Origin of the sequence: Methylocystis heyeri, from assembly GCF_004802635.2 — a bacterium.
Classification (GTDB): Bacteria; Pseudomonadota; Alphaproteobacteria; order Rhizobiales; family Beijerinckiaceae; genus Methylocystis; species Methylocystis heyeri.
The window spans coordinates 4408851-4429313 of sequence record NZ_CP046052.1; the positions used below are offsets into that span (position 1 = coordinate 4408851).

A 20463-nucleotide genomic window follows, 5' to 3' on the forward strand; every position below is an offset into this window, starting at 1 on the left:
GAGAGCAAGATGTCCGAAGCTACGGCTGCGCCCGCACAAAGCCGGGCCAACCAGAAAAAGGAACTCCCGGAACATTTCCGCGACTATAAGCACGTCTGGGTGTTTATCGAGCAGGAACGCGGCGAGGTCCATCCGGTTTCCTGGGAACTGCTCGGCGCAGGCAGAAAGCTCGCCGACAAGCTCGGAGTCGATCTCGCCGGCGTCGTTCTCGGCGCGCCCGGCGAGGGAACCCGCAAGGCGGTGAAGGAAGCTTTCCATTACGGCGCCGACGTCGCCTATCTGGTCGAAGACCCGATTCTCACCGACTACCGCAACGAGCCCTATTCCAAGGCCCTGACGCAGCTCGTCAATACGCATAAGCCGGAAATTCTCCTGCTCGGCGCGACGACGCTGGGGAGAGATCTCGCCGGATCGGTCGCCACCACGCTGCTGACCGGCCTCACCGCCGATTGCACGGAACTCGCGGTCGACGCTGACGGTTCCCTGGCGGCGACGCGGCCGACTTTCGGCGGGTCGCTGCTGTGCACGATCTACACTCTCAATTATCGGCCGCAGATGGCGACGGTTCGTCCGCGCCAGATGCCGATGCCGGCGCGCGACGAAGCGAAAGAGGGTCGCATCGTCGAGTTCAAGGCGGATCTCGACGAAGAGTCGATCATCACCAAGATCCTGAAGTTCATTCCCGACCGCGAATCTTCGAAGACCAACCTCGCCTTCGCGGATGTGGTCGTGGCCGGCGGACTTGGATTGCAGAGCGCCGAAAATTTTCAGCTCGTGCGCAATCTCGCCACGACGCTGGGCGCCGAGTTCGGCGGATCGCGGCCTCTGGTCCAGAAGGGCTGGATCGGGGCGGATCGACAGATCGGACAAACCGGAAAGACGATCCGGCCGAAGCTCTATATCGCTGCCGGGATCTCGGGCGCGATTCAGCATCGTGTGGGCGTCGAGGGCGCCGATATGATCGTGGCGATCAATACCGACAAAAACGCGCCCATCTTCGATTTCGCCCATCTCGGCATCGTCACCGACGCCATCCGTCTGCTGCCCGCCCTGACCGAGGCGTTCCGCAGGAGACTGTCTCCCCACCAGAGAGATCGTCTTGCAAGCTGATTTGTCGAAACGCCGAGTGTTTTCCGTCCCGCGGGGGCGAGCAGTGAGAGCGAGCAACAGGAGGGTTCCATGATCGACGAGAAATTCGACGCCATCGTCATTGGGGCCGGCATGGCGGGCAATGCCGCCGCCTACACCATGGCGTCGCGGGGCCTCAAGGTGCTGCAGCTGGAGCGGGGCGAATATCCCGGTTCCAAGAACGTGCAGGGCGGCATTCTCTATGCCGACATGCTGGAGAAGATCATCCCCAACTTTCGGGAGGAAGCGCCGCTCGAACGCCATCTGGTCGAGCAGCGCTTCTGGATGATGACCGATCGGTCTCATACCGCGCTTCAGTACCGGTCCGACGACTTCAACGAGGAAAAGCCCAATCGCTACACCATCATCCGTTCCCAGTTCGACCGCTGGTTCTCGAGAGAGGCGCAGTCGAAGGGCGCGATAGTGATCAGCGAGACGACGGTGACCGAACTCGTCAGCGACGCTTACGGCAAGGTCATCGGCGTGCTGACGGATCGGCGTGGCGGCACCATCTTCGCGGATGTCGTCGTCATCGCAGAGGGCGTCAACGGCCTGCTCGGGACCCGAGCCGGCCTGCGGGAGGCTCCGAAGGCCGAACATGTCGCGCTGGCCGTGAAGGAAATGCATTTCCTTCCGCGCGAGACCATCGAATCGCGCTTCAACCTCGTCGGCGACGAAGGCGTGGTGATCGAGGCAGCCGGAACGATTTCCAAGGGTATGACGGGCATGGGCTTCGTCTACACCAACAAGGAGAGCGTCTCGGTCGGTCTCGGCTGTCTGGTTTCGGATTTCGCCGGCGCTTCCGAGACGCCCTACGGGCTGCTCGAGGCCTTCAAGTCCCACCCTTCGATCAAGCCCCTTCTGGAGGGGTCGGAAGTCAAGGAATATGCCGCTCATCTTATTCCAGAAGGCGGCTACAAGGCGATTCCCGAACTGGTGGGCGATGGCTGGGTGGTCGTGGGCGACGCCGCGCAGTTGAACAACGCCATTCATCGCGAAGGCTCTAATCTCGCCATGACCTCGGGGCGGCTGGCGGCTGAAGCGATCTTCCAGGTTAAATCGCGCCGCGAGCCTATGACGAAGCAAAATCTCTCTTTGTACAAAAAGTACCTCGAAGAGAGCTTCGTCATGAAGGATCTGAAAAAATACAAAGACATGCCGGAACTTCTGCATACCCAGGCGAAGAACTACTTTCTCGCCTATCCAGCGCTCCTCTCAAATGCGATGGAGAACTATCTGCGCGTCGACGGCACGCCGAAAATCGAAAAGGAAAAGGCGTCGGTGCGCGCCTTCGTGAAAGAAAGAAAATGGACCGGCCTGTTTGGCGACGCGGTGCGTCTGGCCCGCGCCTGGCGATGACGACAGGACAGATCGAACTCTTTGAGAGAGAAGGGGACAGTCATGGCTGCAACTCGCGTAGAGGAAAAGCTCTACCAGAATCGCTACCTCGTCGATGCTGGCAGGCCTCACATCAAGATCAACGCCCACACCAAGCCGTCGGATAATCTTCTGGCGATGACGAAGCTGTGTCCCGCCGGCTGCTACGCCGAAAACAGCGCCGGCCAGGTCGAAATTACCGCGGACGGCTGCCTCGAATGCGGAACATGTCGCATTCTCTGTGAATCCTCAGGCGATATAGTATGGAATTATCCGCGCGGGGGTTACGGGGTTCTGTTCAAATTCGGCTGACCGCGGCCAACCGCACGGTGTTCCTGTCTGGTGAATGCCGGAGCTCACACTCGCGGTCCACTCGTTCGAGGTTTGCATGCCTAATGTAACTTTCTCTTCTCCGCTTCTCCATAAGAACGTGACGGTGTACGCCGTCGCCGGCGACACCTCCACCGTTCTTTCGGTGGCCGAAGCGAACAAGATCAAGATCCCGCATGACTGCAAAGACGGAGAATGCGGATCGTGCCTGATCGAGGTCGTCACCTTGTCGGGCAAAACGATGGGATCCCTGCTCACGGAGAAGGAAAAGACCCTGTTGAAATCGCTCGGCAAGATCACGGCCGACGAGATCGCCAAGGCCGAGGTTGAAGACCTTGCGCCGAAATATCGCCTTGCCTGCCAATATGTGGTCCGAGACCAGGACATACTGGTTAAATTCAGCGGCGAACCGGGCGGCGCCTGAACGATATCGTCACCGGTTTGGGATGGGTTGAGAGGTAAAAGCGGCGCACGGAAGTGGGCCGCTTTTTTTATGGCCGCAATAATTGGGTGTTTGGCCTAAAACGTTGCATCGCGGGAAGGCGCCAGCCGCCACGCGCGCGGTCAGGCTCAATCGCGAGCGGATCAACCGGAATCAATTTATTCGAAATCCGCTCGATTGGAGCAGATTTCGCGTTCCTTGCGTTCGCGGTGCAGATCGCGAAGCGATCTCGCGGGAGGCCCGCCGGAACTTTCATCCAGGCGAACCCAGCGCGGACCTCGCGCGGCCGCTACGGTCCACAATGCGGTGAGAAGGAGAGGGACCGCCGCGAATCTCGTTCGGCTGCGGCGCCGAGCGGCGGACAAGGATTCTAAAACTGGTCAGTTGTTCTTCTGAGGCAATCGACTCAAGCCGGTTTCTTCGCCAAAACAATCGTTGTAGTCATTGCATTGCTGGCAGGTCGGCGAGGCGCAAAGGGAAAAACCCTCCATCTCGCAAAGACAACGGTAGAAAAACTTTTTCCATTTCATGTTCAATACGTTGCGCGCGGCGAGCGTCGGAAAGAACTCCCGCATCAATCTGCCGAGTTCGACACGGGAATTGAGCCCGAGATCCTGCCACAGATGGTTGGGAGACATGCAGCGGCGGGTCAGAATGGCGGCAAGCCAGTTCGATTGACGGCTCGTATCGCTGCGGAAGCGCATAAACAAGTCCAGCAGCTGTTCTTCCTCTTCGTCGAACGCCACCTCCGGCTGCCGCCGGCGCGAATTCAGCAGAGGAAGGATGTCGGGCTTAAAAGTTATCGCGAGCGCCTCGAGATCATCGGCGCCGAGACCGACAGCGTCCTCGATGGTTCCGCCTTTGACGCTGGCGTCGCTGAGGGCGATCTGAAGCAGGCAGGAAAATATATGTCTGGTGAAATCATCCTCCGCAAACGCAGGCGCCGGATCTTCAGAAGAAGCGCCGACGCCGGCCGTAGCTTGAGGCGCTTCGAGCGAGGTAATTCGAGCGCCGGTAAGGTTCATGATCTAGGCCGCCAGTTCGCCGGCAGGGACATGGGTCTGGCAATTCTTCGGGCACACGCGCGCGCAGGCGTTGCAGCCGATGCAGGCCCCGGGATGCTCGACCTTCATGATTTTGCGGTTCAGTTCGCCGTCGAAATCATCGTCGTCGTCTTCGGTTACGATCCCGAGAACCTCTCCCGCCTCGTCGACCCCGTAAAGAGTCATCACGCTTTGCGGACAGACTTTGAAGCATCGCCCGCATCCGATGCAGGTTGCGCCATTGATGTCGGTCAAGTAAAGCGGCGTGTAATCGGTGCCGTCCCGCGTCTTGAAGGAACTCATTAGACCGCCTCCAATTCCTTGAGCTTCTTGCGCGCTGCTTCCAGTGCGGCATAGGCGTCGTGGGTTTCCTGCGCCACGGTCAGAATACTGTTCCAGTTGACCGGAAGCTCTTCCGAGAGGTCATGAAGATTCATTTTCATGTTCATAGCCTTGGCGGACAGCTTCTTGATTTCCGCCTTAGTCTCCTCAATCGAACTCATTCCCCTGTTCCTCGACTAGAAGTTGGCGACTTCCGGAAATTTCTGGATCATTTCGACGCCCGCGCTCACATATTTGGTGCCTTCCGCAGCGAGCTTTTCGAGATTTTCGAAACCGAAGCGATGTACGTCGCGCAACTGCTTGTTGACGACGATCAAGCGGCCGGCGATCAGAATCATCCGGCCGAAGCCTTCATGACTCATTTTCATCATCGGCTGTACCATGTTGCCTGTGGAGCGTTCGATCGAGAGACCGACCGCGTTGAAGAACAGCTCCACGCGCCAAAGGATTTCCGGGTCCGGATCGCCTATGATCGGAATGTTCCGGCGCGCTTCCTTATCGACGATATAAGGCGCCAGCAGGTCGAGGTCGCTTTTCTTGTCCCAGGTCCCGTGAGTGTCCTGAGCCCGCCACTGCTTGATCAGTTCCTTGATGAAGAGGTTGTCAGTGACCTCGCCTTCAATGATAACGTCCGCCTCAGCCATTGGCTGTCTCCTCTTCGAAATCGAATGAGCGCTCCTGACCTTTGGAAAGGATCTTGCGCAGCCACGGCGGGGGAACGCCATTGAGCACGGCTTTCAGCTTTTCCAGGAGGTCGATGATCCGCTCGGGTTGCTGCACCTTGATCGGGAATATGTTCTGCGCCACGACACGCGCCGCTCCAGAGCCGCCGATTGCGGCGACATATAGAATGGCGCAATCCTTGATGGCCTCTATTTTAGGCAGAAGCTTATCTTCGTTGCCGTCCTCCTGAAGATCGCCGGAGAACTGGATCGATTCGATGAGGTGGTACTCTTCGGGAGTGAGCTCATAGATGGCTATACTCTTCGCCCAGCCGAAGTGCGCGTCAACGCGTTCGAGATCCTGGGTGGCGAATGCGATTTTCATGCTGCCTCCTGCGTCTTCACGCGACTGGTTCGATCTGAACGAGCGGGGATTCCGTTACGATGGGGCCGTGCTGGTCGGCGTCGCCAAAGTCCTGTCTCCACGTGTCGGGATCGGGTTCGTGCGTCTGCGCGATGAAAATATTGCCGATCGAGAAGATGAGATTCCGCGTTCCGCGATAGCCGACCGTCACCTCATGAGCCGCGCCGAGGCGATCGAACATCGGCAGGCCGAGCCGATAAAGCGGCACGGCGAGGCGCTCGGCGGACTGACGGCCGTGCGAATGCGTCATCAAAAGGTCCACGCCATGAGCGCGTTGCTCCAGATCCTCCAGATCTCCGATCAGCACTTCTTCGGCAGGAAATTTCTCCAGCAAGGGAGAGGATGTCGTCGTTACGGCGCCGACGATTTCGGCGCCCATTTCCGTGAGGAAGGAGCCGACGCTCCAGAGCAGGTCCGGCTCGGCGCCGATCGCTATGCGTTTGCCGCCGAAATGGAAGTGCCCGTCGAGCATCGCGTCTACGAGTTGCCCTCTCTGACGTCTGAATTTGATCGGCGCGGGACGGCCACTGATCCGGGAAAGAAAGGCGATGAACGCGTCGTTGGCTCCAAGGCCGGTAAGACGATCGAACAGCTGGAAGGGAACGCTCGCCCTTGCTTCGAGAGCGAGCGCCGCCTCGCGCATTTGCTCGCCGATCGCGATGGTCCAGCCGGCCTTGCCCATTTCCGAGATATCGGCTTTCGTTACGCCGCCGAGCGTCGTCGGGGTGAAGTCGTCGGGAATATGCCCATCGAGCGAACCCGAGAGGTCCGGCAGGAAGGTGGGTTCGAGCCCAAAGCTTTCGATGATGTCGCGCAGTTCGTCGATGTCGCCGGGGGTCAGATGGCAGCCGGCAAGGACATTGATCTTTTGCGGGGCTCTTTGCGGCGGGCTGTCATATTGGGGAACGAATTCCTCGACGAGTTTCTTCACCGTCTTGGCGAAACCGTCCTGGAAGGCGTCTTTGAAATCCGGCGTCGAGACATAGACGATGCCGAGATCGTCCAGTTCAGGATGACGCTGGCGAAAGGATTTCAAATAGCCGTCGACGTCGTCGCCCTTGGTTTCCGTCACTCCCGTGGAGCATATCCCGATGACGTCGGGCTTGGCGCGCTTCACGATATTGAGGATCGACTGCTCTATATTGTCCAATCCGCCTAGAATCGTAGCGACCTCGTTCATGGCCGTGGTCTGTAGCGGAATGGCTTCCCGGAAGTGACGCACGAACAGCACGAGCCCGAAGGACGTGCAGCCTTGAGAACCATGCAAAACGGGCATGCATCCTGAGACGCCCATGAAGGCGAGAGAGCCGCCGATCGGCTGGCTCATCTTGAGCGGATTGACCGTACAGGCCTTCTTGGAATGTTTTACGAGCGCCATGACAACCTCACGCCGCTTTAGAAGCAGGAAGGGCGCCAGCTTCTGCTCTCTCCGCCAGGATGGCGGCGATTTTCTCCTGGCAGCCTCCGCAGCCCCCGCCGGCGCCGGTTTCACCGGTGACGGCCTCCACGCTGCCGAGTGCGTGCGCAGATATGGCGTCTTCAATGGCGCCGACGCTAACGCTGCGGCATTGGCAAATGTTTTTGCCGCGTCGCGCTTCTTCCGCTTTCGCCGGATCCGCCGCAAGCGCAGCCGCTTCGGCCGCGATCGCCTTGTCGGCCCTTTCTTCCCAGGTCGTCTCCTCCCAAGGAGCCGGCAATCTCACCTGCGCCCAGACCGGATTGTGCAGCGCCTTGTCGATCTCATGCACAAGCTCGACCATGCCTTCGTAACCAGCGTAGGCGTGGTGCCTTTCCTGGTTGATGTCGAGCCAGGGCATCTTGGCCTTCAGCGCTATGAATTGCGACCGTCCTCCGGAGAGCATGATGTCGGCGCGCGCCTCTCTGAGCATTTTGTACATTTCGCGCGGCGTCATGTCGTCGATCATATGGGCGTCCTGCCCCATGAGCTCCTTGATGCGTTCCTTGTCTTCCTTGGTGGATTTCTTGACGCTGGTGCCGACCAGCTCCATCCCTGCTTCCTGAAGGGCGGCGACCACCGACCAGGACTTCACGCCGCCGGTGATGAGGAGGACCCTCTTTCCTGTGAGGCGTTCCTTGTAGGGGGCGATGCGCTCCCAGGCGCGGGTTTCCTCGCGGGCGATGACCGCTTCGGTGCGCTCCATCAGCTCCGCGGGAGCGCCGCGCTCGATCAACAGCCGGGCGATCTCGCGCAGGCTGTCCGACATGTCCCCGATGCCGTAGAAAGATCCTTCAAAGAAAGGAATCTCATAGCGCTCCTCCATCTTCCGGGCGACGTTGATCATGGCCTTGGAGCAGACCATCATCGAGGCGCGGGCGCGATGGGAGGAGGCGACCTCGTGATATTTGGCGTCGCCCGAAATGCAGGCGAGGATGCGGATGCCGAGCTCGTCGAGCAGCGGCTTGACCTGCCATAATTCGCCGGCGAGATTATACTCGCCGATGATGTTGATATCGTATGGCGTGGTGTATTCCGGCTCCATCGTGCCGATGACGTGGTCGAGTATCGCTTCTCCGGCGAGCTTGTTGCCGAGGTTCTTCGGACCGACAAAGCCGGGGGAAATGACCGGAATCACAGGCTTTTCGAATTTCGCGGCGGCGGCCTTGCAAACGGCCGCGATGTCGTCGCCCGTCATCGCCGGCACGCAGGTCTGATAAACGAAGACCGCCGGCGGATCGTATTTATCGATGATTTCCTTGATCGACCTGTAAAGGCGTTTCTCGCCTCCGAAGACGACGTCGTTTTCGGCGATGTCCGTCGTAAATCCCGTGCGGTACAGGCTGGAGCCGGAGGTCTTTGCGCCGCGATTGTCCCAGCTGTTGCCTTCGCAGGCGATAGGCCCATGAACCAGATGCGCGACGTCCGTGATCGGTTGAAGGGCGATCTTGGCCCCGTCGAAGGCGCAGCCGCCGGCGGCCGCGCCCGGCGCGAGCTGCTTGGTGCAGCCCTTCTTTCTTTCCTTTTCGGATTTGCCCTGATTTTTGCCGCAGCCCGGCTCGTTGAAAACGTCCTGAATTTTATTCGCCAAAGTGGTCATTTGCGACCTCCGATGTAGCCACCGCTTCCCACAGCGGCCTCGTTGAGGGCCTTGCGCAGCGGTCGACCGGGACGAGACGACTCTTTTCGGGTCGGCGTTTGGGCAGCCGCCGGGCGTGGGCTACGTCCGGCGGCGACGCTCCGATTAACGGATGATGTCGAAGCTGTAGTCGGACTTCGCCACAACATTGGTGTTGCGGTCGATCTCGTCGAAGATCTTGTCGAGGATCCAGACCAGAACGTTCATCGAGCCCTGGTAGCCCCACACCGGATAGCGGTGGTAGTGGTGGCGGTCGAAGATCGGGAAGCCGATGCGGATCAGCGGCGTGCCGGTGTCACGGTCGAGATACTTGCCGTAGGTGTTGCCGATCAGGAAGTCGACCGGCTCGGTGAACAGCAGCGACCGCATGTGCCAGAGGTCCTTGCCGGCATAGGCGTGGCAGCCCTTGCCGAAAGGCGAGCTGGCGAGCAGCGCCTCGATCTTCTCGAGCCACGCCTTGCCGCCGTTGGTCGAGAGAACGTGAACCGGTTCGGCTCCGAGCTCCAGCAGGAAGGCGGTCAGACCGAGGCACAGATCCGGATCGCCGTAGATCGCGAACTTCTTGCCGTGGATATGCGCGGAGGAGTCGGCGATCGCGTCGACGAGGCGGCCGCGCTCCTTGGTCAGCTCCGGCGGGATGGGCTTGCCGGTGATGCGGGAGATGGCCATGAGGAACTCGTCGGTTCCCTTGACGCCGATCGGATGGTTGAAGGCGACGACTTCCTGTCCGTGGGCCTTGATCACCGGCAGCGTCTTCTCCGTGCAGAATTCCTGCATCGAGATGGTCGCCTTGGCGTGAATGGCGTTGGCCGCTTCTTCCAGGGTGGTGCCGCCGTCATACATGCGGAACTCGCCGTCGGTCGGAGTGTCCCACACGTCGCTGTTGTCGCCCATGATGGTGTATTCGACGCCCATCTGGTTGAAGATGCGCTTGACCTCGCGCAGATTGCCGACCGTATAGCCGTCGAAGCCGCCGAAGAAGTTGATCTTCTCGTTGGGAACGCGTTCCAGCTTCGGCGCCGTGCCGGCCTTGCCGTCCCAGAAATGCTCCACAATGCCCTTCATCACATTGTCGTAGCCGGTGATGTGGCTGCCGACGAAGGCCGGGGTGTGGGCGAAGGGTACGTCGTATTCCTGCGGAACCGAACCCTTTTCCTTCGAGGTCTTGATGAAGGCGTTCAGATCGTCGCCGATGACTTCGGCCATGCAGGTGGTCGAGACGGCGATCATCTTCGGCTTATACATGTTGTATGTATTCGCCAGGCCGTCGATCATGTTGTTGAGGCCGCCGAACACCGCCGCGTCTTCGGTCATCGAGGAGGAGACGCAGGAGGTCGGCTCCTTGAAGTGACGCGAGAAATGCGAACGGTAATAGGCCACGCAGCCCTGGGAACCGTGCACGAACGGGACCGTGCTTTCGAAGCCGACGGCTGCGAAGACGGCGCCGAGCGGCTGGCAGGCCTTCGCGGGATTGACGGTCAGAGCTTCGCGAGCGAAGTTCTTCTCACGATATTCTTCGGTCTTGGTCCATTCACGAACCCGCTCGAGTTCCGCGTCCGGGACGGGATTCTCGAAATTCTTCTTCTTGTTCTCGAACATCTCCTTGTATTCCGGCTGGCGGAACAGGTTGAAATGGTCGAGTACGTTATCTGCATTCTGTGGCATTTTGATTCCCCTTGTCGATCCGCGAGCCGACCCGCTCTCTTGCGGAGAGCGGGAGGCCTAGCTTCAGCGTGATCAGGCGGCCCAGGGCGCCTTGGCCATCTTCCAGACCGGCGCGTTGATCGCCATGTCCATGTCGCGAGCGAAGATCGCGAAGCCGTCATAGCCGTGGTACGGGCCGGAGTAGTCCCAGCTGTGCATCTGGCGGAAAGGCACGCCCATCTTCTGGAAGACGTATTTTTCCTTGATGCCGGAGCCGACCAGGTCGGGCTGGATCTTCTCGACGAACTTCTCGAACTCGTAGCCGGTCACGTCGTCATAGATCAGCGTGCCGTCTTTCACGTAGTGAGTGGTGCGCTGATAGTCGTCGTTGTGGCCGAATTCATAGCCGGTGCCGACGATCTCCATGCCGAGGTCTTCGTAGGCGCCGATGACGTGGCGCGGACGCAGGCCGCCGACATAAAGCATGACCTTCTTGCCCTCGAGACGCGGGCGGTACTTCGCGATCACGGCGTCGATCATCAGCTGATATTTGGCGATAACCTGTTCCGCGCCTTCCTTGATCTTGTCGTCGAAGTGGCTGGCGATCTTGCGCAGCGATTCGGCGATCTTGGACGGTCCAAAGAAGTTGTACTCCACCCACGGAACGCCGTACTTTTCTTCCATGTGGCGGGAGATGTAGTTCATCGAGCGGTAGCAGTGCAGAACGTTGAGCTTCGCCTTCGGCGTCGCCTCCAGTTCAGCGATGGTGCCGTCGCCGGACCACTGCGAAATCACGCGCAGGCCCATCTCCTCGAGGAGGATGCGGGAGGACCAGGCGTCGCCGCCGATGTTGTAGTCGCCGATGATCGCAACGTCGTAGGGGCCCGGCTCAAAACGCGCAGGCTTGCCTTCCTGCTTGTCGAACACCCAGTCACGAATCGCGTCGTTGGCGATATGGTGGCCGAGCGACTGCGAAACGCCGCGGAAGCCTTCGCAGCGAACCGGAACGATGGTCTTGCCTTCGTATTCCTTCGATTTCGCCTTGGAGACGGCCTCGATGTCGTCGCCGATCAGACCGATGGGGCATTCGGACTGAACCGAAATTCCCTTGTTGAGGGGGAACAGTTCCTGGATTTCGTCGATGATCTTGGCGAGCTTCTTGTCGCCGCCGAACACGATGTCCTTCTCCTGGAAGTCGGAGGTGAACTGCATCGTGCCGAAGGTGTCGATGCCGGTCGTGCCGATGTAGTAGTTGCGGCGGGAGGCCCAGGAATACTGGCCGCAGCCGACCGGGCCGTGGCTGATGTGGATCATGTCCTTGATCGGGCCCCAGACCACGCCCTTGGAGCCGGCGTAGGCGCAGCCGCGAATGGTCATCACGCCCGGGATCGACTTGATGTTGGACTTGACGCCGCAGTCCGGCTTGCCGTCTTCGAACGTGCCGAGATGCTTGGCGCGGCGTTTCGCGGTCTTCTCGGGATAGACTTCGAGAACTTCCTTGATAAGCGCCTTATTTCGAGCTTTCAGCTCTTCGACGGTTTCTGCAGTTGCCACGCTCATGGCGAAACCCCTCTTGTGGTTGCGGGACGCCCGGCCGCCGAGACGGCCGGGCGCGTGTTATGCGTGTAATCAGGCGCTGGCGGCGAGGCCGAGTTCGGAAGCGCTCTTGCCGACTTCGGATTCGTCGACGGCCTTCATGATGCCGTGCTCCATGAGCAGGTCTTCGAGCTCGTCCATGGTGATCGGCGTCGGGATCGTGCCGTTGCCGACATTCTCGTGCACCTTGGTCGCCAGGTTGCGGTAATGGCCGGCCTGAGCGGATTCCGGTGCGAACTCGATGCAGGTCATGCGGCGCAGCTCGGCATGCTGCACGATATTGTCGCGCGGCACGAAGTAGATCAGCTTGGTGCCGAGCTTGTGGGCGAGGCTCTCCGCCAGCTCGTATTCCTTGTCGGTCTGACGCTCGTTGCAGACCAGCCCGCCCAGGCGCACGCCGCCGGAATTGGCGTATTTCAGAATGCCCTTGGAGATGTTGTTGGCGGCATACATCGCCATCATCTCGCCCGACATGACGATGTAGATTTCCTGCGCCTTGTTCTCACGGATCGGCATAGCGAAGCCGCCGCAAACCACGTCGCCGAGCACGTCGTAGGAGACGTAATCGACGCCGTCATACGCGCCGTTTTCCTCGAGGAAGTTGATCGAGGTGATGACGCCGCGGCCCGCGCAGCCAACTCCCGGCTCCGGACCGCCGGACTCGACGCAACGGATGTCGTTGTAGCCGACCTTCATCACGTCTTCGAGTTCGAGGTCCTCGACGCTGCCGGCTTCCGCCGCGAGGCTCAGAATGGTGTCCTGGGCCTTGGCGTGAAGGATTAGGCGGGTCGAGTCGGCCTTGGGGTCGCATCCGACGATGAGAATTTTCTGGCCCATCTCGGCGAGCGCCGCGAGGGTGTTCTGAGAAGTGGTGGATTTGCCGATACCACCCTTCCCGTAAAATGCGATCTGACGAAGTGCTGCCATTTTCTTGTCTCCTTGAGATACCATTTCAAGCGTTCGGCGCCGCGACAGCAGGCCGAAGTCGATAGCCCTTTACGACCAAGCCCGGCGTCGGGGCCTCACCTCTCTCGCGAGAGGAAACTATCCGTGGCCGTCCGCCTTGCGCCGTCCTTGTCGCAAGCGCCGTGCCACGCTTAAAATGCGCTATAAGATATTGATATATAAGTGTATTAGTCTATTGTCGGAAGCTGTTTAAAAGCCGACATCGATGCGTGGAATCTAACGAAGCGATCGGATGCACGCGCGGCTTCCAAGGCACGGCGCTTGCTTCGCCGCCGAGTGGTGAAGTTCGAGCGCGAGGGTGAGATGCAGATTGGAGTCGAGACAGCGAAAGCGGTCGAGAATAAAAGGATCTTCGTCATCGACGAAGACGAGATCATGCGTGCGGCGATGCAGTTCATGCTGCATGACGAAAACGAAACCCACGAGGCTCCGAGCCTCGATTGGGCTTACGCCAAGGCGAAAGATTGGCCGCCGGATCTCGCGATCGTATCGGAAGCCCTGGTCCGCGTAAGGGGCAAGGAATTGTTCGGAGAGCTGCGCGATCGCCTTTCGGGATGCAAAATTCTCGTGATCGCCGAATCTTCGGCCGACGGCTTCGCCAAGCAGTGTCTCGAGGACGGCGCCGATGGGGTGCTCATCAAGCCGCTGACGATCGAATTCATGCGGCGGAAGGTCGACGTCCTGCTCGGGCGTCGCTGAAAGACCGGCCCAAACAAAAACTCCAGCCGCGATGCGGCTGGAGTTTTTTTCGTATTCTCGCTTTGTTGGCTAAAGACTTGGCACGATGATCAGTCTTTCAACCGGCTTGCCTTCGACAAAGTGGGATTGCACGATTTCGTCGATATCGGCCTCGCTGCGCGGCGTGTACCATATACCCTGAGGGTAAACCACCATGAGCGGGCCCGCCCTGCAGAAGCCGAGGCATCCCGTCGCGGTGAAGGAGACGTCGGGCATGGGCTTGGCTCCGAGCAAGGCCTGGAGGCGGTCCCACAACGGCTTCCCGCCCGATCCCATGCAACTGCCGCGCGGATGTCCCGGCGGACGCTGCTGAAAGCAAGCGAACACATGGTATTTGAACACTACCGGCAGATCTTCGAGCATATCTTGTCCATCTATTGGAGATTGTTCCGAGCCGCGATCAGACCAGTTCCGCCGCGGTGGATGCCGTAAGCTGCGCGACAAATTCCGCGAGCGGCGCGTCGATCCTCGCGATGTTCTGCTCCTGCATGAACTTGATCTCGTTCTTGGTCAGGGCTCCCTCGATGACGGCCCAGTGCCGATCCGACGACCGCTTCATGATCTGACGGGCGAAGCTGCGCTCGATCTGCGTGGCGAAGCGGCAACCGAGGAAGAGGAAGTTGCGTCCTTTACGGATGATCTGGACTGCTTCCGGGATCGGGGTCTGGATGTCGATTTCCGTCAATACCTCGACGTAATCGGAATCCGACACGATGTAGTTCGCCTTGGGCGCAATCGAGCCGAGGGGCTGATAGACCAGTGTCTTCCAGGCCAGGGTTTCAGGCGGAGCTTCCGCGGGAGCCTTGGCGCCGGACCCGTCGAGGATTCTCTGCCTTCCCGGAACGTGCAGTCCGTCGGGTCGGAAGTAGTGCACCCATTCGCCGAAATGTTCTGATTGGCTTACGCCTTGAACCAGGCCCCAGGACTCGCGGTTCTTGAACGCCTGTTGCGGCAGATCGTCGTACCAGGCGTTTACGAGCAGCTTGAGATCGGGTAGGGACGCAAGCCATTCGTGCAGATCGTTCGGCGTAGCTTTGCCTGAGAACGCTTCGTTCATCCCGGCGACAAGACTCTTGCGGTGCTTGAAGTTCTCGATGTATTGCGCCGCCGCCGTCAGATTGTTGCGGATCTTGTGAGGCACCGTGGCCTTGGCCGTGAGTCGCACGACCAGTTCTTCCGGCGAGACCGGAATTTCCGGCCTCGGCGGCAGTTCCAGAACGCCGGGGCCAAGATAGGGAATGGCGACGCCGTTTTTGAATGCGGCGCCTATTTCACTGAGCATGAGCCCCTCCTTCGTTCTTCGCGCTTGCGTTATTGCAGAGCCGTCGTCTTCAAAGCAGAAACCTCTTCCGCCGTGAGGCGGAAGACGCCGCGCCCGCCCGACAGGGCCATGAATGAGGCAGCGAAAGCGTTGCAGAGCTTGTCGTACCACTGCTGAGCGGAAAAGCTTGTGGGACGTTCGCCGATCTCAGTGACTGTGCCGTCGGGCGCAAAGCGCACATGAATGACTACTGCATTAGACGACATGGTTCGCTCTCCTTCTTTGTTATTGTGAGAATTACGCCTTGCTAGAACCCTGAATCGAAGCCGAGCAGTTCTACGGTGACGTTGTCCGCGCCGAACAGAGTCTGACATGCAAGCCGGGATTTCGATCCGACCCCGACGATCGTGTCGAGCTTCTCGTTTTCCTCGCGTTGCATTTTCGACACGCTCTTACGGCCTTCCTGAACGAAGATGTGGCATGCCCCACATTTCGCCTCGCCGCCGCATTTGCTGACGATTTTCTCTCCCGCTGCGATAATGGCGTCGAGCAGGCGGCTACCCTGTTCGGCCTCGATCGTCTTTCCGGAGGGTAGAATGGTGAGTGTAGGCATTATGTCGTTCCTTGATTGTCTGTGACCGCCGCGGCGAGTCGTCAGCAATTTTTGATCCAACTTTTCAGTGCAGCAGCTAATTCGGTTCGATATGGATTAAACGTCGCGCTGATGGAGCGGACTATTGTTCGGCCGTAAGGTCTCGTTGTCGCGTGCAGCACAATGCAGAACGATGCGCGCTCCAGGACGCAAATCAAGCGACAAAGCGAGCAGAGACATTACGAACGGGGTCGCGGGGCGACGGAAACTGCAGGAAGAAGTCGCAATGCAAAACGCAGAAACGAAACATTTTGATCAAGCGGATGTCGTGAATCGTCGATAGAATGGAATCGACGTGAATATGTTGAGACGCTTGCGGTTCGTCTGATTGTTCATCGCGCAGAACGGCGCCGCTGGAGAATAGAGCGCCTTCGGCGCAAATTGTCTGTCGTTCTGCGGTGAGAATGAATTGCTGCAAATTATATTCGACGCGAGCGAGTCTGGTCCAGCTGATCGCACGCAAGCACAACGTTCTATAAGGCGTCGCTGTCTGCGGGCAGATGCAGGATTGTTTCTCTCGCCGCCGCTTGTTCGCGAAAGCCTGTCGGCTTTCGCGCAATGATCATGGTAACCGCTATTGGTTGAACAAAAAATTGTTCGTGCGGCGACTGTTATAAATAGATCGCGGCGCCGGCGCCGGAGTTGACCGATGCGTCCTTCATCGTCCCGACAATGAACGCCACCTGAGCCTCGGCGAGATGCGCGTGCAGGGGCAGGGCTACGGCGCGTTCGGCGACTTTCTCGGTCACGAAGAGATCTCCCTTCCTGTATCCGAGATCGAAGTAATAGCGCTGCAGATGAAGAGGATGGGAATAGGCGCAGGCGCCGATCTTTTCCGTATGCAAATCGTCGATGATCGCGTCCCGGAGGGAGCGCGAGAATCTGGTTCCGAGATGGACGACGTAGACGAACCAGTTGACCTGATCCACTTCGGGAGCGATGTAGGGGTCCTTGATGCCCTCGAAGGATTTCACATATTCATAATACCATTTTTCGACGCGTTTGCGCCGGGCGAGAAGAAGTTCCATCCGCCTCAATTGCCCCAGCGCCAGCGCTGCGGAAATATCGCTGATCGAAGCCTGCAGGGGCGGATATGCGCCCAATACCACCGACGAGCGTTCTTCCGTCTTGTGGCTCCGAAAGCGTCGAAGCTGGCTGGCGAGTTCGTCGTCGTCGGTCACGACCATGCCGCCTTCGCCGCAGACCAGGGCGCCGGGTTGGGAAAAATCGAAAATGGAGCAATCGCCGAAAGTTCCGACGAGCTTGCCCTTATAAATCGAGCCGATCGCTTCCGTGGAGTCCTCGATGAGCGCGACTCCCGCCTCCTGCGCGAGTTGGCGCAACGGATCCCATGCGGCGGGGTGGCCGTTCGTGTTGGCGGCGATGATCGCCTTGGTCTTGTCGGTTATCTTCGTTCTCGCCTTTTCCGGCTCCAGCGTGCCCGCCCAGTAATCGATATCCGCGAAAACCGGACGGGCGCCGCACAATGCGACGGCATGGGCGATTTCACGGAAGGAATAGGAGGAGACGATGACTTCCGCGCCGGGACCGATCCCATGCGCGCGCAACGCGAGCAGCAGGCCAATGGTTCCGCTCGCGACCGCTATCGCATGCTTGCGCGAGAGATAGGCGGCGAACTCCACCTCGAACTGCTCGACGACCGGGCCTGCCGATAGACATTGAGACGAAAGCGTTTCCGCTACGGCGTCGAGGTCGGTCTGCAAAAGGTCGGGATCGCTGAGCGGCAGGAATGTGGTTTTCATGCGCTTTCTCCTTTTGCGGCGATTATGAACCCCGTAGCGGCGGAGGGGTCGTTCGTGACCCGCACACAATGGTCGCGCCCGTCGAGCAGATAGAGATTGCAACGAGAATAGCTCCGGAAGGGAGTTTCCTCGGCCATGTCTCTAGCATCGCAGCGCGTGGCTGTAGCTCCTGCGATCAGCTTGCGCATTGCGACTACGGTGTCGTAGTCCGCTTGCGCTCCTTCGAGGAGCGCGTCGATCGACTGGATCTGCTCGGGCGTGAACGGCATGGCTAGTCCTCACCACTCAATCGGCGGGCTTCCACGGTAATGGGCAAACTGGTTCCGGCCGCCATCTCCGGAAGCTGAAGCTTCCACCCATTGGCCAAAGTCACCGTGCCGCCCCACAAATCTTCTTTCTCCTGCTCGACGATAGGTTCTTCGAGGTCTTTCTTCGGCACATAGGCGGAAAGAACGCCTTCGGCGCTTCTGCGGATCATTACTTTCAAAACACGCCTCTTTTGGCTTGGCGCTGTTTCCAGCGTGGGACACGACTTTACACCGGTTCGATTTCGTCCTCGAGACAGCCGACGACGATTTTTTCATTGAATTCGACCAGATATATGGTCGTTTCGCTTTCGACGTGAGCGCCTATGTTGACGACTTCACCGGCGTCGCCCGCCTTGACGAGAAGAGCGTCGGGCTCCAATTCAGGATAGCTCCCGTCGTTGAAGAGGTCGACAGCCGCCTTCACGCGGCGGCCCCAGTCGAACTTAGGGCGGGCGTCATCGCTCATTGTCAGTCTCCATTCATATCGTCCACGGGTTCGAGTTCCTTCCGTTTCATTCCGACCTTGTAGCCGGTCTCGATGAATTCGACTCCGTAGATGTAGTATTGCTGAAGGAAGGTGCCGATGCTGACGACAAAGCCTTCCTGCCCTTTTTTGACGAGGACTTCGCCAATTTCCTTACCGGGATAGGTCCCGTCGTTCCGAATCATCCTTTTGGCCCGGACCCGTTCCCCATAGGCGTACATGGGGGGATCGTTGAGTTCCAAGACGTCGCTGTCGCGACTGATGTTCGTTCCCATTTTCTAGCGCTCCCGCGTAGTGGCGCCGGTTGCAGCGCCATCTCCTTTGTTCGGAGACAGGCGCTTTTCAGCTGTCTCTCTTACGATCGGATCTTCGTCCTGCAAAAGGCGTGCGATGATTTCCAGCGGGGCGCGGCTTGCGACCTCATAGCGGATGCGCCAGTCCTCGTCCTTGACCAATTCCACGAGACCCTGGGGTTCCAGGCGCTGCGCAGCCTCTACGCGAACGCCGCCTTCGGGGTCGTGAATAATCATGCGAAGACTCGCTATCGGGATGCGCCGGGCGACGACGCGTCTTACTTCTATGTCGGGATCGTTCACCATGAGCAACAATAGGTCCGGCGCGATGCGTCGCGCCACGATTTGTCTCACGGCGTAATCGCTGTCCGAAATCATGGGACGAAGATCGGGAGGATCCAGCCGCTGCGCGACGCGGATGCGAACTTCGCGGTGGGGATCGTTCCGCAATTTGAGGAGGTAGCGGTTGGGCAGGCGCCGCGCGGCGTTCCACCGCACCGCCTCCTCGGGATCGTTCAGAAGCGCCGGCAGCAGGAAGATATCCGCCGCCTTGGCCGCGCAGGCGCGCACTTCGAAATAGGGATGGTTCAGATATCCCGACGCCAGCTCTGGATTCCAATCGAAAAATCGATCGATTCTGCGCGCATAGCGGTCGAAGACGCAGGCGCGCAGCGGTTGGCATTTGTCGTTTGCGAGAAGATCGGCATGGATGCAGGTTCCGCAATCAAGCGGAGCGCCGAGCCAGTCGATGGATTCGTCTATGTCAGTCGACATCGTCCAGCTCTCTTTGATCGAGCACAGTGAGCAGCACCTGAGCGCCAACCTTGTCGCTGGGATCGAGTTCGAGAAGCTTGATGACGGCGACGCGGCCCTCTTCTATGTCGCCGAGCCGCATATTGAGATAGGCGTAGCCCTTCAATACGAACATGAAGAAGCGGGCCAGCGGATCATCGAAAGAGGCGAAAGCGGCGTGGTCTCTTTGAACCTGGCGCCAGTCCAGGGGGAGGGAGTTTTCGATCGAAGCACGCAGCAGACAGGTCTGCGCGATCTCCAGCGCCTCTCTCAAGCGGCCCTTGTAGAAGAAAAAGCGATAGAGGCCGATGAGAACGGCGACGTGGTTCGGCGCCAGTCTTCTCGCCTCTCGCAGATGGGCGAGAGCCACATCCGATTGGTCGTAGCTGTGCGCCGCTTCGAATAATTGGCGCTCCGCATCCGGGGGAAGTCCGCCCCCGAATACAGGGGCGGACAGGATGTCAGTAATCTCCTCGACGGCTGCAAGCGTCATGGAAGCCTCCGAAGCGGCGCCTCGTGTCGTTCGTCGGAGCCTGTTCAGGCCCCGGCGAAATCGGGAAGCGAAGCCTCCGCAGATGATGAGCAGGCGCAGGCTTTCTTGTTCGGATCGATGAACTTGAAGCCGCTCGAAGTCGGCGTCTCAGCGAAATCGATCGTCACTCCTTCGAGCAGCAGGCGGCTCTGCGCTGGCAGAAACAGCGTAAGGTCGCCGTGCTTGAATACCTGTTCGCCTTCGGCGGGAGCGGGCTTGACGCTGAATTCAGCCGACATTCCGGAGCAACCGCCAGGCGACACCAGCAGGCTCAGGCCGTAGCCCGGTCCGCCATCGAATCTGAGCAGCCTGCGGATGAATTTCTCGGCTGCCGGCGTGAATTCGAGCTTCATGCCGCTCCTCCCGGGGCCTGGTAACGGGGGAAGGAGTTGTCGATCACGCAGGTGTTGTCGACCGGGCAAACCGCGACGCACTGCGGGATGTCGAAGTGGCCGATGCACTCGGTGCACTTCTTGGGGTTGATGACGAAGGTCCCGTTCTTTTCAGAGATCGCGACATTCGGGCATTCGGCTTCGCACGCCGAGCACGACGTGCATTGCGATGCGATAATCTTATACGCCATCAGTAGAG

At 59.4% G+C, this 20463-nt stretch carries 29 protein-coding genes; 5 read left to right on the forward strand and 24 right to left on the reverse strand.

What is annotated here, in order from left to right; translation table 11 throughout:
- Positions 1-9 precede the first annotated feature (9 nt).
- The 4 genes from H2LOC_RS19855 to H2LOC_RS19870 all read left to right on the forward strand — a co-directional run bounded on the left by H2LOC_RS19855 (position 10) and on the right by H2LOC_RS19870 (position 3259).
- Positions 10-1110, forward strand: a complete 1101-nt coding sequence (locus tag H2LOC_RS19855) for an electron transfer flavoprotein subunit alpha/FixB family protein (RefSeq protein WP_136494398.1) — start codon at positions 10-12, stop codon at positions 1108-1110.
- 69 nt (positions 1111-1179) lie between these two features.
- On the forward strand, positions 1180-2487 hold the full coding sequence (locus H2LOC_RS19860) for an FAD-dependent oxidoreductase (RefSeq protein ID WP_136494399.1): 1308 nt from the start codon (positions 1180-1182) through the stop codon (positions 2485-2487).
- Positions 2488-2529: 42 nt separating this feature from the next.
- Entirely contained in the window at positions 2530-2817 is a 288-nt protein-coding gene (locus tag H2LOC_RS19865; RefSeq protein ID WP_136494400.1) for a ferredoxin family protein, read from the forward strand.
- A 76-nt stretch (positions 2818-2893) separates the two neighbouring features.
- A complete protein-coding gene (locus tag H2LOC_RS19870; protein ID WP_136494401.1) occupies positions 2894-3259 on the forward strand; it encodes a 2Fe-2S iron-sulfur cluster-binding protein in 366 nt (121 codons plus the stop codon).
- A gap of 398 nt (positions 3260-3657) precedes the next feature.
- On the opposite strand, the gene H2LOC_RS19875 is transcribed toward H2LOC_RS19870, so the two are convergent.
- The 10 genes from H2LOC_RS19875 to nifH all read right to left on the reverse strand — a co-directional run bounded on the left by H2LOC_RS19875 (position 3658) and on the right by nifH (position 13010).
- On the reverse strand, positions 3658-4302 hold the full coding sequence (locus H2LOC_RS19875; RefSeq protein ID WP_136494402.1) for a nitrogen fixation protein NifQ: 645 nt from the start codon (positions 4300-4302) through the stop codon (positions 3658-3660).
- Between the two features lie 3 nt (positions 4303-4305).
- Positions 4306-4623: a ferredoxin III, nif-specific gene (fdxB, locus tag H2LOC_RS19880; protein ID WP_136494403.1), complete on the reverse strand. Its 318-nt coding sequence runs from the start codon at positions 4621-4623 to the stop codon at positions 4306-4308.
- Positions 4623-4823, reverse strand: coding sequence for a CCE_0567 family metalloprotein (locus H2LOC_RS19885; protein WP_136494404.1), 201 nt, complete (start codon positions 4821-4823; stop codon positions 4623-4625). Before H2LOC_RS19885 ends, fdxB begins: the two co-directional genes overlap by 1 nt.
- Before the next feature lie 15 nt (positions 4824-4838).
- Entirely contained in the window at positions 4839-5306 is a 468-nt protein-coding gene (locus tag H2LOC_RS19890; protein ID WP_136494405.1) for a NifX-associated nitrogen fixation protein, read from the reverse strand.
- Entirely contained in the window at positions 5299-5709 is a 411-nt protein-coding gene (gene nifX, locus H2LOC_RS19895; protein ID WP_136494406.1) for a nitrogen fixation protein NifX, read from the reverse strand. The genes H2LOC_RS19890 and nifX overlap by 8 nt, the downstream gene beginning before the upstream one ends.
- Before the next feature lie 16 nt (positions 5710-5725).
- A complete protein-coding gene (nifN, locus tag H2LOC_RS19900) occupies positions 5726-7126 on the reverse strand; it encodes a nitrogenase iron-molybdenum cofactor biosynthesis protein NifN (RefSeq protein ID WP_136494407.1) in 1401 nt (466 codons plus the stop codon).
- A 7-nt stretch (positions 7127-7133) separates the two neighbouring features.
- Positions 7134-8804 (reverse strand): nitrogenase iron-molybdenum cofactor biosynthesis protein NifE, encoded by a 1671-nt coding sequence (gene nifE, locus H2LOC_RS19905; RefSeq protein WP_136494408.1) that lies wholly within the window; start codon positions 8802-8804, stop codon positions 7134-7136.
- A gap of 144 nt (positions 8805-8948) precedes the next feature.
- Entirely contained in the window at positions 8949-10508 is a 1560-nt protein-coding gene (gene nifK / locus H2LOC_RS19910; protein WP_136494409.1) for a nitrogenase molybdenum-iron protein subunit beta, read from the reverse strand.
- A gap of 72 nt (positions 10509-10580) precedes the next feature.
- The gene (nifD, locus tag H2LOC_RS19915; RefSeq protein ID WP_136494410.1) at positions 10581-12047 is read right to left on the reverse strand and encodes a nitrogenase molybdenum-iron protein alpha chain; all 1467 of its coding nucleotides are present in this window, start codon (positions 12045-12047) and stop codon (positions 10581-10583) included.
- A 69-nt stretch (positions 12048-12116) separates the two neighbouring features.
- Positions 12117-13010 (reverse strand): nitrogenase iron protein, encoded by an 894-nt coding sequence (gene nifH / locus H2LOC_RS19920; protein ID WP_136494411.1) that lies wholly within the window; start codon positions 13008-13010, stop codon positions 12117-12119.
- A 300-nt stretch (positions 13011-13310) separates the two neighbouring features.
- Here nifH and H2LOC_RS19925 point away from each other — a divergent pair, with 300 nt between their 5' ends.
- Entirely contained in the window at positions 13311-13748 is a 438-nt protein-coding gene (locus H2LOC_RS19925; protein ID WP_343040044.1) for a response regulator, read from the forward strand.
- Positions 13749-13817: 69 nt separating this feature from the next.
- Here the strand turns inward: H2LOC_RS19925 and H2LOC_RS19930 are convergent, their stop codons facing one another.
- From H2LOC_RS19930 to H2LOC_RS19995, 14 genes are all read right to left on the reverse strand, one after another.
- A complete protein-coding gene (locus H2LOC_RS19930; protein ID WP_136494412.1) occupies positions 13818-14150 on the reverse strand; it encodes a (2Fe-2S) ferredoxin domain-containing protein in 333 nt (110 codons plus the stop codon).
- A gap of 37 nt (positions 14151-14187) precedes the next feature.
- Entirely contained in the window at positions 14188-15069 is an 882-nt protein-coding gene (locus H2LOC_RS19935; protein ID WP_136494413.1) for an SIR2 family protein, read from the reverse strand.
- Between the two features lie 29 nt (positions 15070-15098).
- Positions 15099-15314, reverse strand: a complete 216-nt coding sequence (locus tag H2LOC_RS19940; RefSeq protein WP_136494414.1) for a hypothetical protein — start codon at positions 15312-15314, stop codon at positions 15099-15101.
- Between the two features lie 41 nt (positions 15315-15355).
- Entirely contained in the window at positions 15356-15661 is a 306-nt protein-coding gene (locus tag H2LOC_RS19945; RefSeq protein ID WP_136494415.1) for a 2Fe-2S iron-sulfur cluster-binding protein, read from the reverse strand.
- A gap of 193 nt (positions 15662-15854) precedes the next feature.
- Positions 15855-16163, reverse strand: coding sequence for a hypothetical protein (locus H2LOC_RS19950; RefSeq protein ID WP_136494416.1), 309 nt, complete (start codon positions 16161-16163; stop codon positions 15855-15857).
- A 148-nt stretch (positions 16164-16311) separates the two neighbouring features.
- Positions 16312-17463, reverse strand: coding sequence for a DegT/DnrJ/EryC1/StrS family aminotransferase (locus tag H2LOC_RS19955; protein ID WP_136494417.1), 1152 nt, complete (start codon positions 17461-17463; stop codon positions 16312-16314).
- Positions 17460-17732: a hypothetical protein gene (locus tag H2LOC_RS19960; protein ID WP_136494418.1), complete on the reverse strand. Its 273-nt coding sequence runs from the start codon at positions 17730-17732 to the stop codon at positions 17460-17462. The genes H2LOC_RS19955 and H2LOC_RS19960 overlap by 4 nt, the downstream gene beginning before the upstream one ends.
- Positions 17733-17734: 2 nt before the next feature.
- On the reverse strand, positions 17735-17950 hold the full coding sequence (gene nifT / locus H2LOC_RS19965) for a putative nitrogen fixation protein NifT (protein ID WP_136494419.1): 216 nt from the start codon (positions 17948-17950) through the stop codon (positions 17735-17737).
- Between the two features lie 47 nt (positions 17951-17997).
- A complete protein-coding gene (locus H2LOC_RS19970; protein ID WP_136494420.1) occupies positions 17998-18237 on the reverse strand; it encodes a nitrogen fixation protein NifZ in 240 nt (79 codons plus the stop codon).
- Between the two features lie 2 nt (positions 18238-18239).
- On the reverse strand, positions 18240-18530 hold the full coding sequence (locus H2LOC_RS19975) for a nitrogen fixation protein NifZ (RefSeq protein WP_136494421.1): 291 nt from the start codon (positions 18528-18530) through the stop codon (positions 18240-18242).
- Positions 18531-18533: 3 nt separating this feature from the next.
- A complete protein-coding gene (locus H2LOC_RS19980; RefSeq protein WP_136494422.1) occupies positions 18534-19322 on the reverse strand; it encodes a 4Fe4S-binding leucine-rich repeat protein in 789 nt (262 codons plus the stop codon).
- On the reverse strand, positions 19312-19833 hold the full coding sequence (locus H2LOC_RS19985; protein WP_136494423.1) for a tetratricopeptide repeat protein: 522 nt from the start codon (positions 19831-19833) through the stop codon (positions 19312-19314). Before H2LOC_RS19985 ends, H2LOC_RS19980 begins: the two co-directional genes overlap by 11 nt.
- Positions 19834-19877: 44 nt before the next feature.
- Positions 19878-20225, reverse strand: coding sequence for a HesB/IscA family protein (locus H2LOC_RS19990; protein ID WP_136494424.1), 348 nt, complete (start codon positions 20223-20225; stop codon positions 19878-19880).
- On the reverse strand, positions 20222-20455 hold the full coding sequence (locus H2LOC_RS19995) for a 4Fe-4S dicluster domain-containing protein (RefSeq protein WP_136494425.1): 234 nt from the start codon (positions 20453-20455) through the stop codon (positions 20222-20224). Before H2LOC_RS19995 ends, H2LOC_RS19990 begins: the two co-directional genes overlap by 4 nt.
- Positions 20456-20463: the final 8 nt, after the last annotated feature.

Bases quoted from the DNA above. Each gene is read 5' to 3' on its own strand.
- H2LOC_RS19930 (WP_136494412.1), bottom strand. From the start codon at position 14,150: ATGCTCGAAGATCTGCCGGTAGTGTTCAAATACCATGTGTTCGCTTGC.
- H2LOC_RS19875 (WP_136494402.1), bottom strand. From the start codon at position 4,302: ATGAACCTTACCGGCGCTCGAATTACCTCGCTCGAAGCGCCTCAAGCT.
- H2LOC_RS19995 (WP_136494425.1), bottom strand. From the start codon at position 20,455: ATGGCGTATAAGATTATCGCATCGCAATGCACGTCGTGCTCGGCGTGC.
- H2LOC_RS19970 (WP_136494420.1), bottom strand. From the start codon at position 18,237: ATGAGCGATGACGCCCGCCCTAAGTTCGACTGGGGCCGCCGCGTGAAG.
- fdxB (WP_136494403.1), bottom strand. From the start codon at position 4,623: ATGAGTTCCTTCAAGACGCGGGACGGCACCGATTACACGCCGCTTTAC.
- H2LOC_RS19945 (WP_136494415.1), bottom strand. From the start codon at position 15,661: ATGCCTACACTCACCATTCTACCCTCCGGAAAGACGATCGAGGCCGAA.
- H2LOC_RS19855 (WP_136494398.1), top strand. From the start codon at position 10: ATGTCCGAAGCTACGGCTGCGCCCGCACAAAGCCGGGCCAACCAGAAA.
- H2LOC_RS19870 (WP_136494401.1), top strand. From the start codon at position 2,894: ATGCCTAATGTAACTTTCTCTTCTCCGCTTCTCCATAAGAACGTGACG.
- H2LOC_RS19975 (WP_136494421.1), bottom strand. From the start codon at position 18,530: ATGGGAACGAACATCAGTCGCGACAGCGACGTCTTGGAACTCAACGAT.
- H2LOC_RS19890 (WP_136494405.1), bottom strand. From the start codon at position 5,306: ATGGCTGAGGCGGACGTTATCATTGAAGGCGAGGTCACTGACAACCTC.
- nifD (WP_136494410.1), bottom strand. From the start codon at position 12,047: ATGAGCGTGGCAACTGCAGAAACCGTCGAAGAGCTGAAAGCTCGAAAT.
- H2LOC_RS19980 (WP_136494422.1), bottom strand. From the start codon at position 19,322: ATGTCGACTGACATAGACGAATCCATCGACTGGCTCGGCGCTCCGCTT.
- H2LOC_RS19940 (WP_136494414.1), bottom strand. From the start codon at position 15,314: ATGTCGTCTAATGCAGTAGTCATTCATGTGCGCTTTGCGCCCGACGGC.
- nifN (WP_136494407.1), bottom strand. From the start codon at position 7,126: ATGGCGCTCGTAAAACATTCCAAGAAGGCCTGTACGGTCAATCCGCTC.
- H2LOC_RS19860 (WP_136494399.1), top strand. From the start codon at position 1,180: ATGATCGACGAGAAATTCGACGCCATCGTCATTGGGGCCGGCATGGCG.
- nifH (WP_136494411.1), bottom strand. From the start codon at position 13,010: ATGGCAGCACTTCGTCAGATCGCATTTTACGGGAAGGGTGGTATCGGC.
- H2LOC_RS19990 (WP_136494424.1), bottom strand. From the start codon at position 20,225: ATGAAGCTCGAATTCACGCCGGCAGCCGAGAAATTCATCCGCAGGCTG.
- nifX (WP_136494406.1), bottom strand. From the start codon at position 5,709: ATGAAAATCGCATTCGCCACCCAGGATCTCGAACGCGTTGACGCGCAC.
- nifK (WP_136494409.1), bottom strand. From the start codon at position 10,508: ATGCCACAGAATGCAGATAACGTACTCGACCATTTCAACCTGTTCCGC.
- H2LOC_RS19955 (WP_136494417.1), bottom strand. From the start codon at position 17,463: ATGAAAACCACATTCCTGCCGCTCAGCGATCCCGACCTTTTGCAGACC.
- H2LOC_RS19960 (WP_136494418.1), bottom strand. From the start codon at position 17,732: ATGCCGTTCACGCCCGAGCAGATCCAGTCGATCGACGCGCTCCTCGAA.
- H2LOC_RS19935 (WP_136494413.1), bottom strand. From the start codon at position 15,069: ATGCTCAGTGAAATAGGCGCCGCATTCAAAAACGGCGTCGCCATTCCC.
- nifE (WP_136494408.1), bottom strand. From the start codon at position 8,804: ATGACCACTTTGGCGAATAAAATTCAGGACGTTTTCAACGAGCCGGGC.
- H2LOC_RS19985 (WP_136494423.1), bottom strand. From the start codon at position 19,833: ATGACGCTTGCAGCCGTCGAGGAGATTACTGACATCCTGTCCGCCCCT.
- H2LOC_RS19865 (WP_136494400.1), top strand. From the start codon at position 2,530: ATGGCTGCAACTCGCGTAGAGGAAAAGCTCTACCAGAATCGCTACCTC.
- H2LOC_RS19885 (WP_136494404.1), bottom strand. From the start codon at position 4,823: ATGAGTTCGATTGAGGAGACTAAGGCGGAAATCAAGAAGCTGTCCGCC.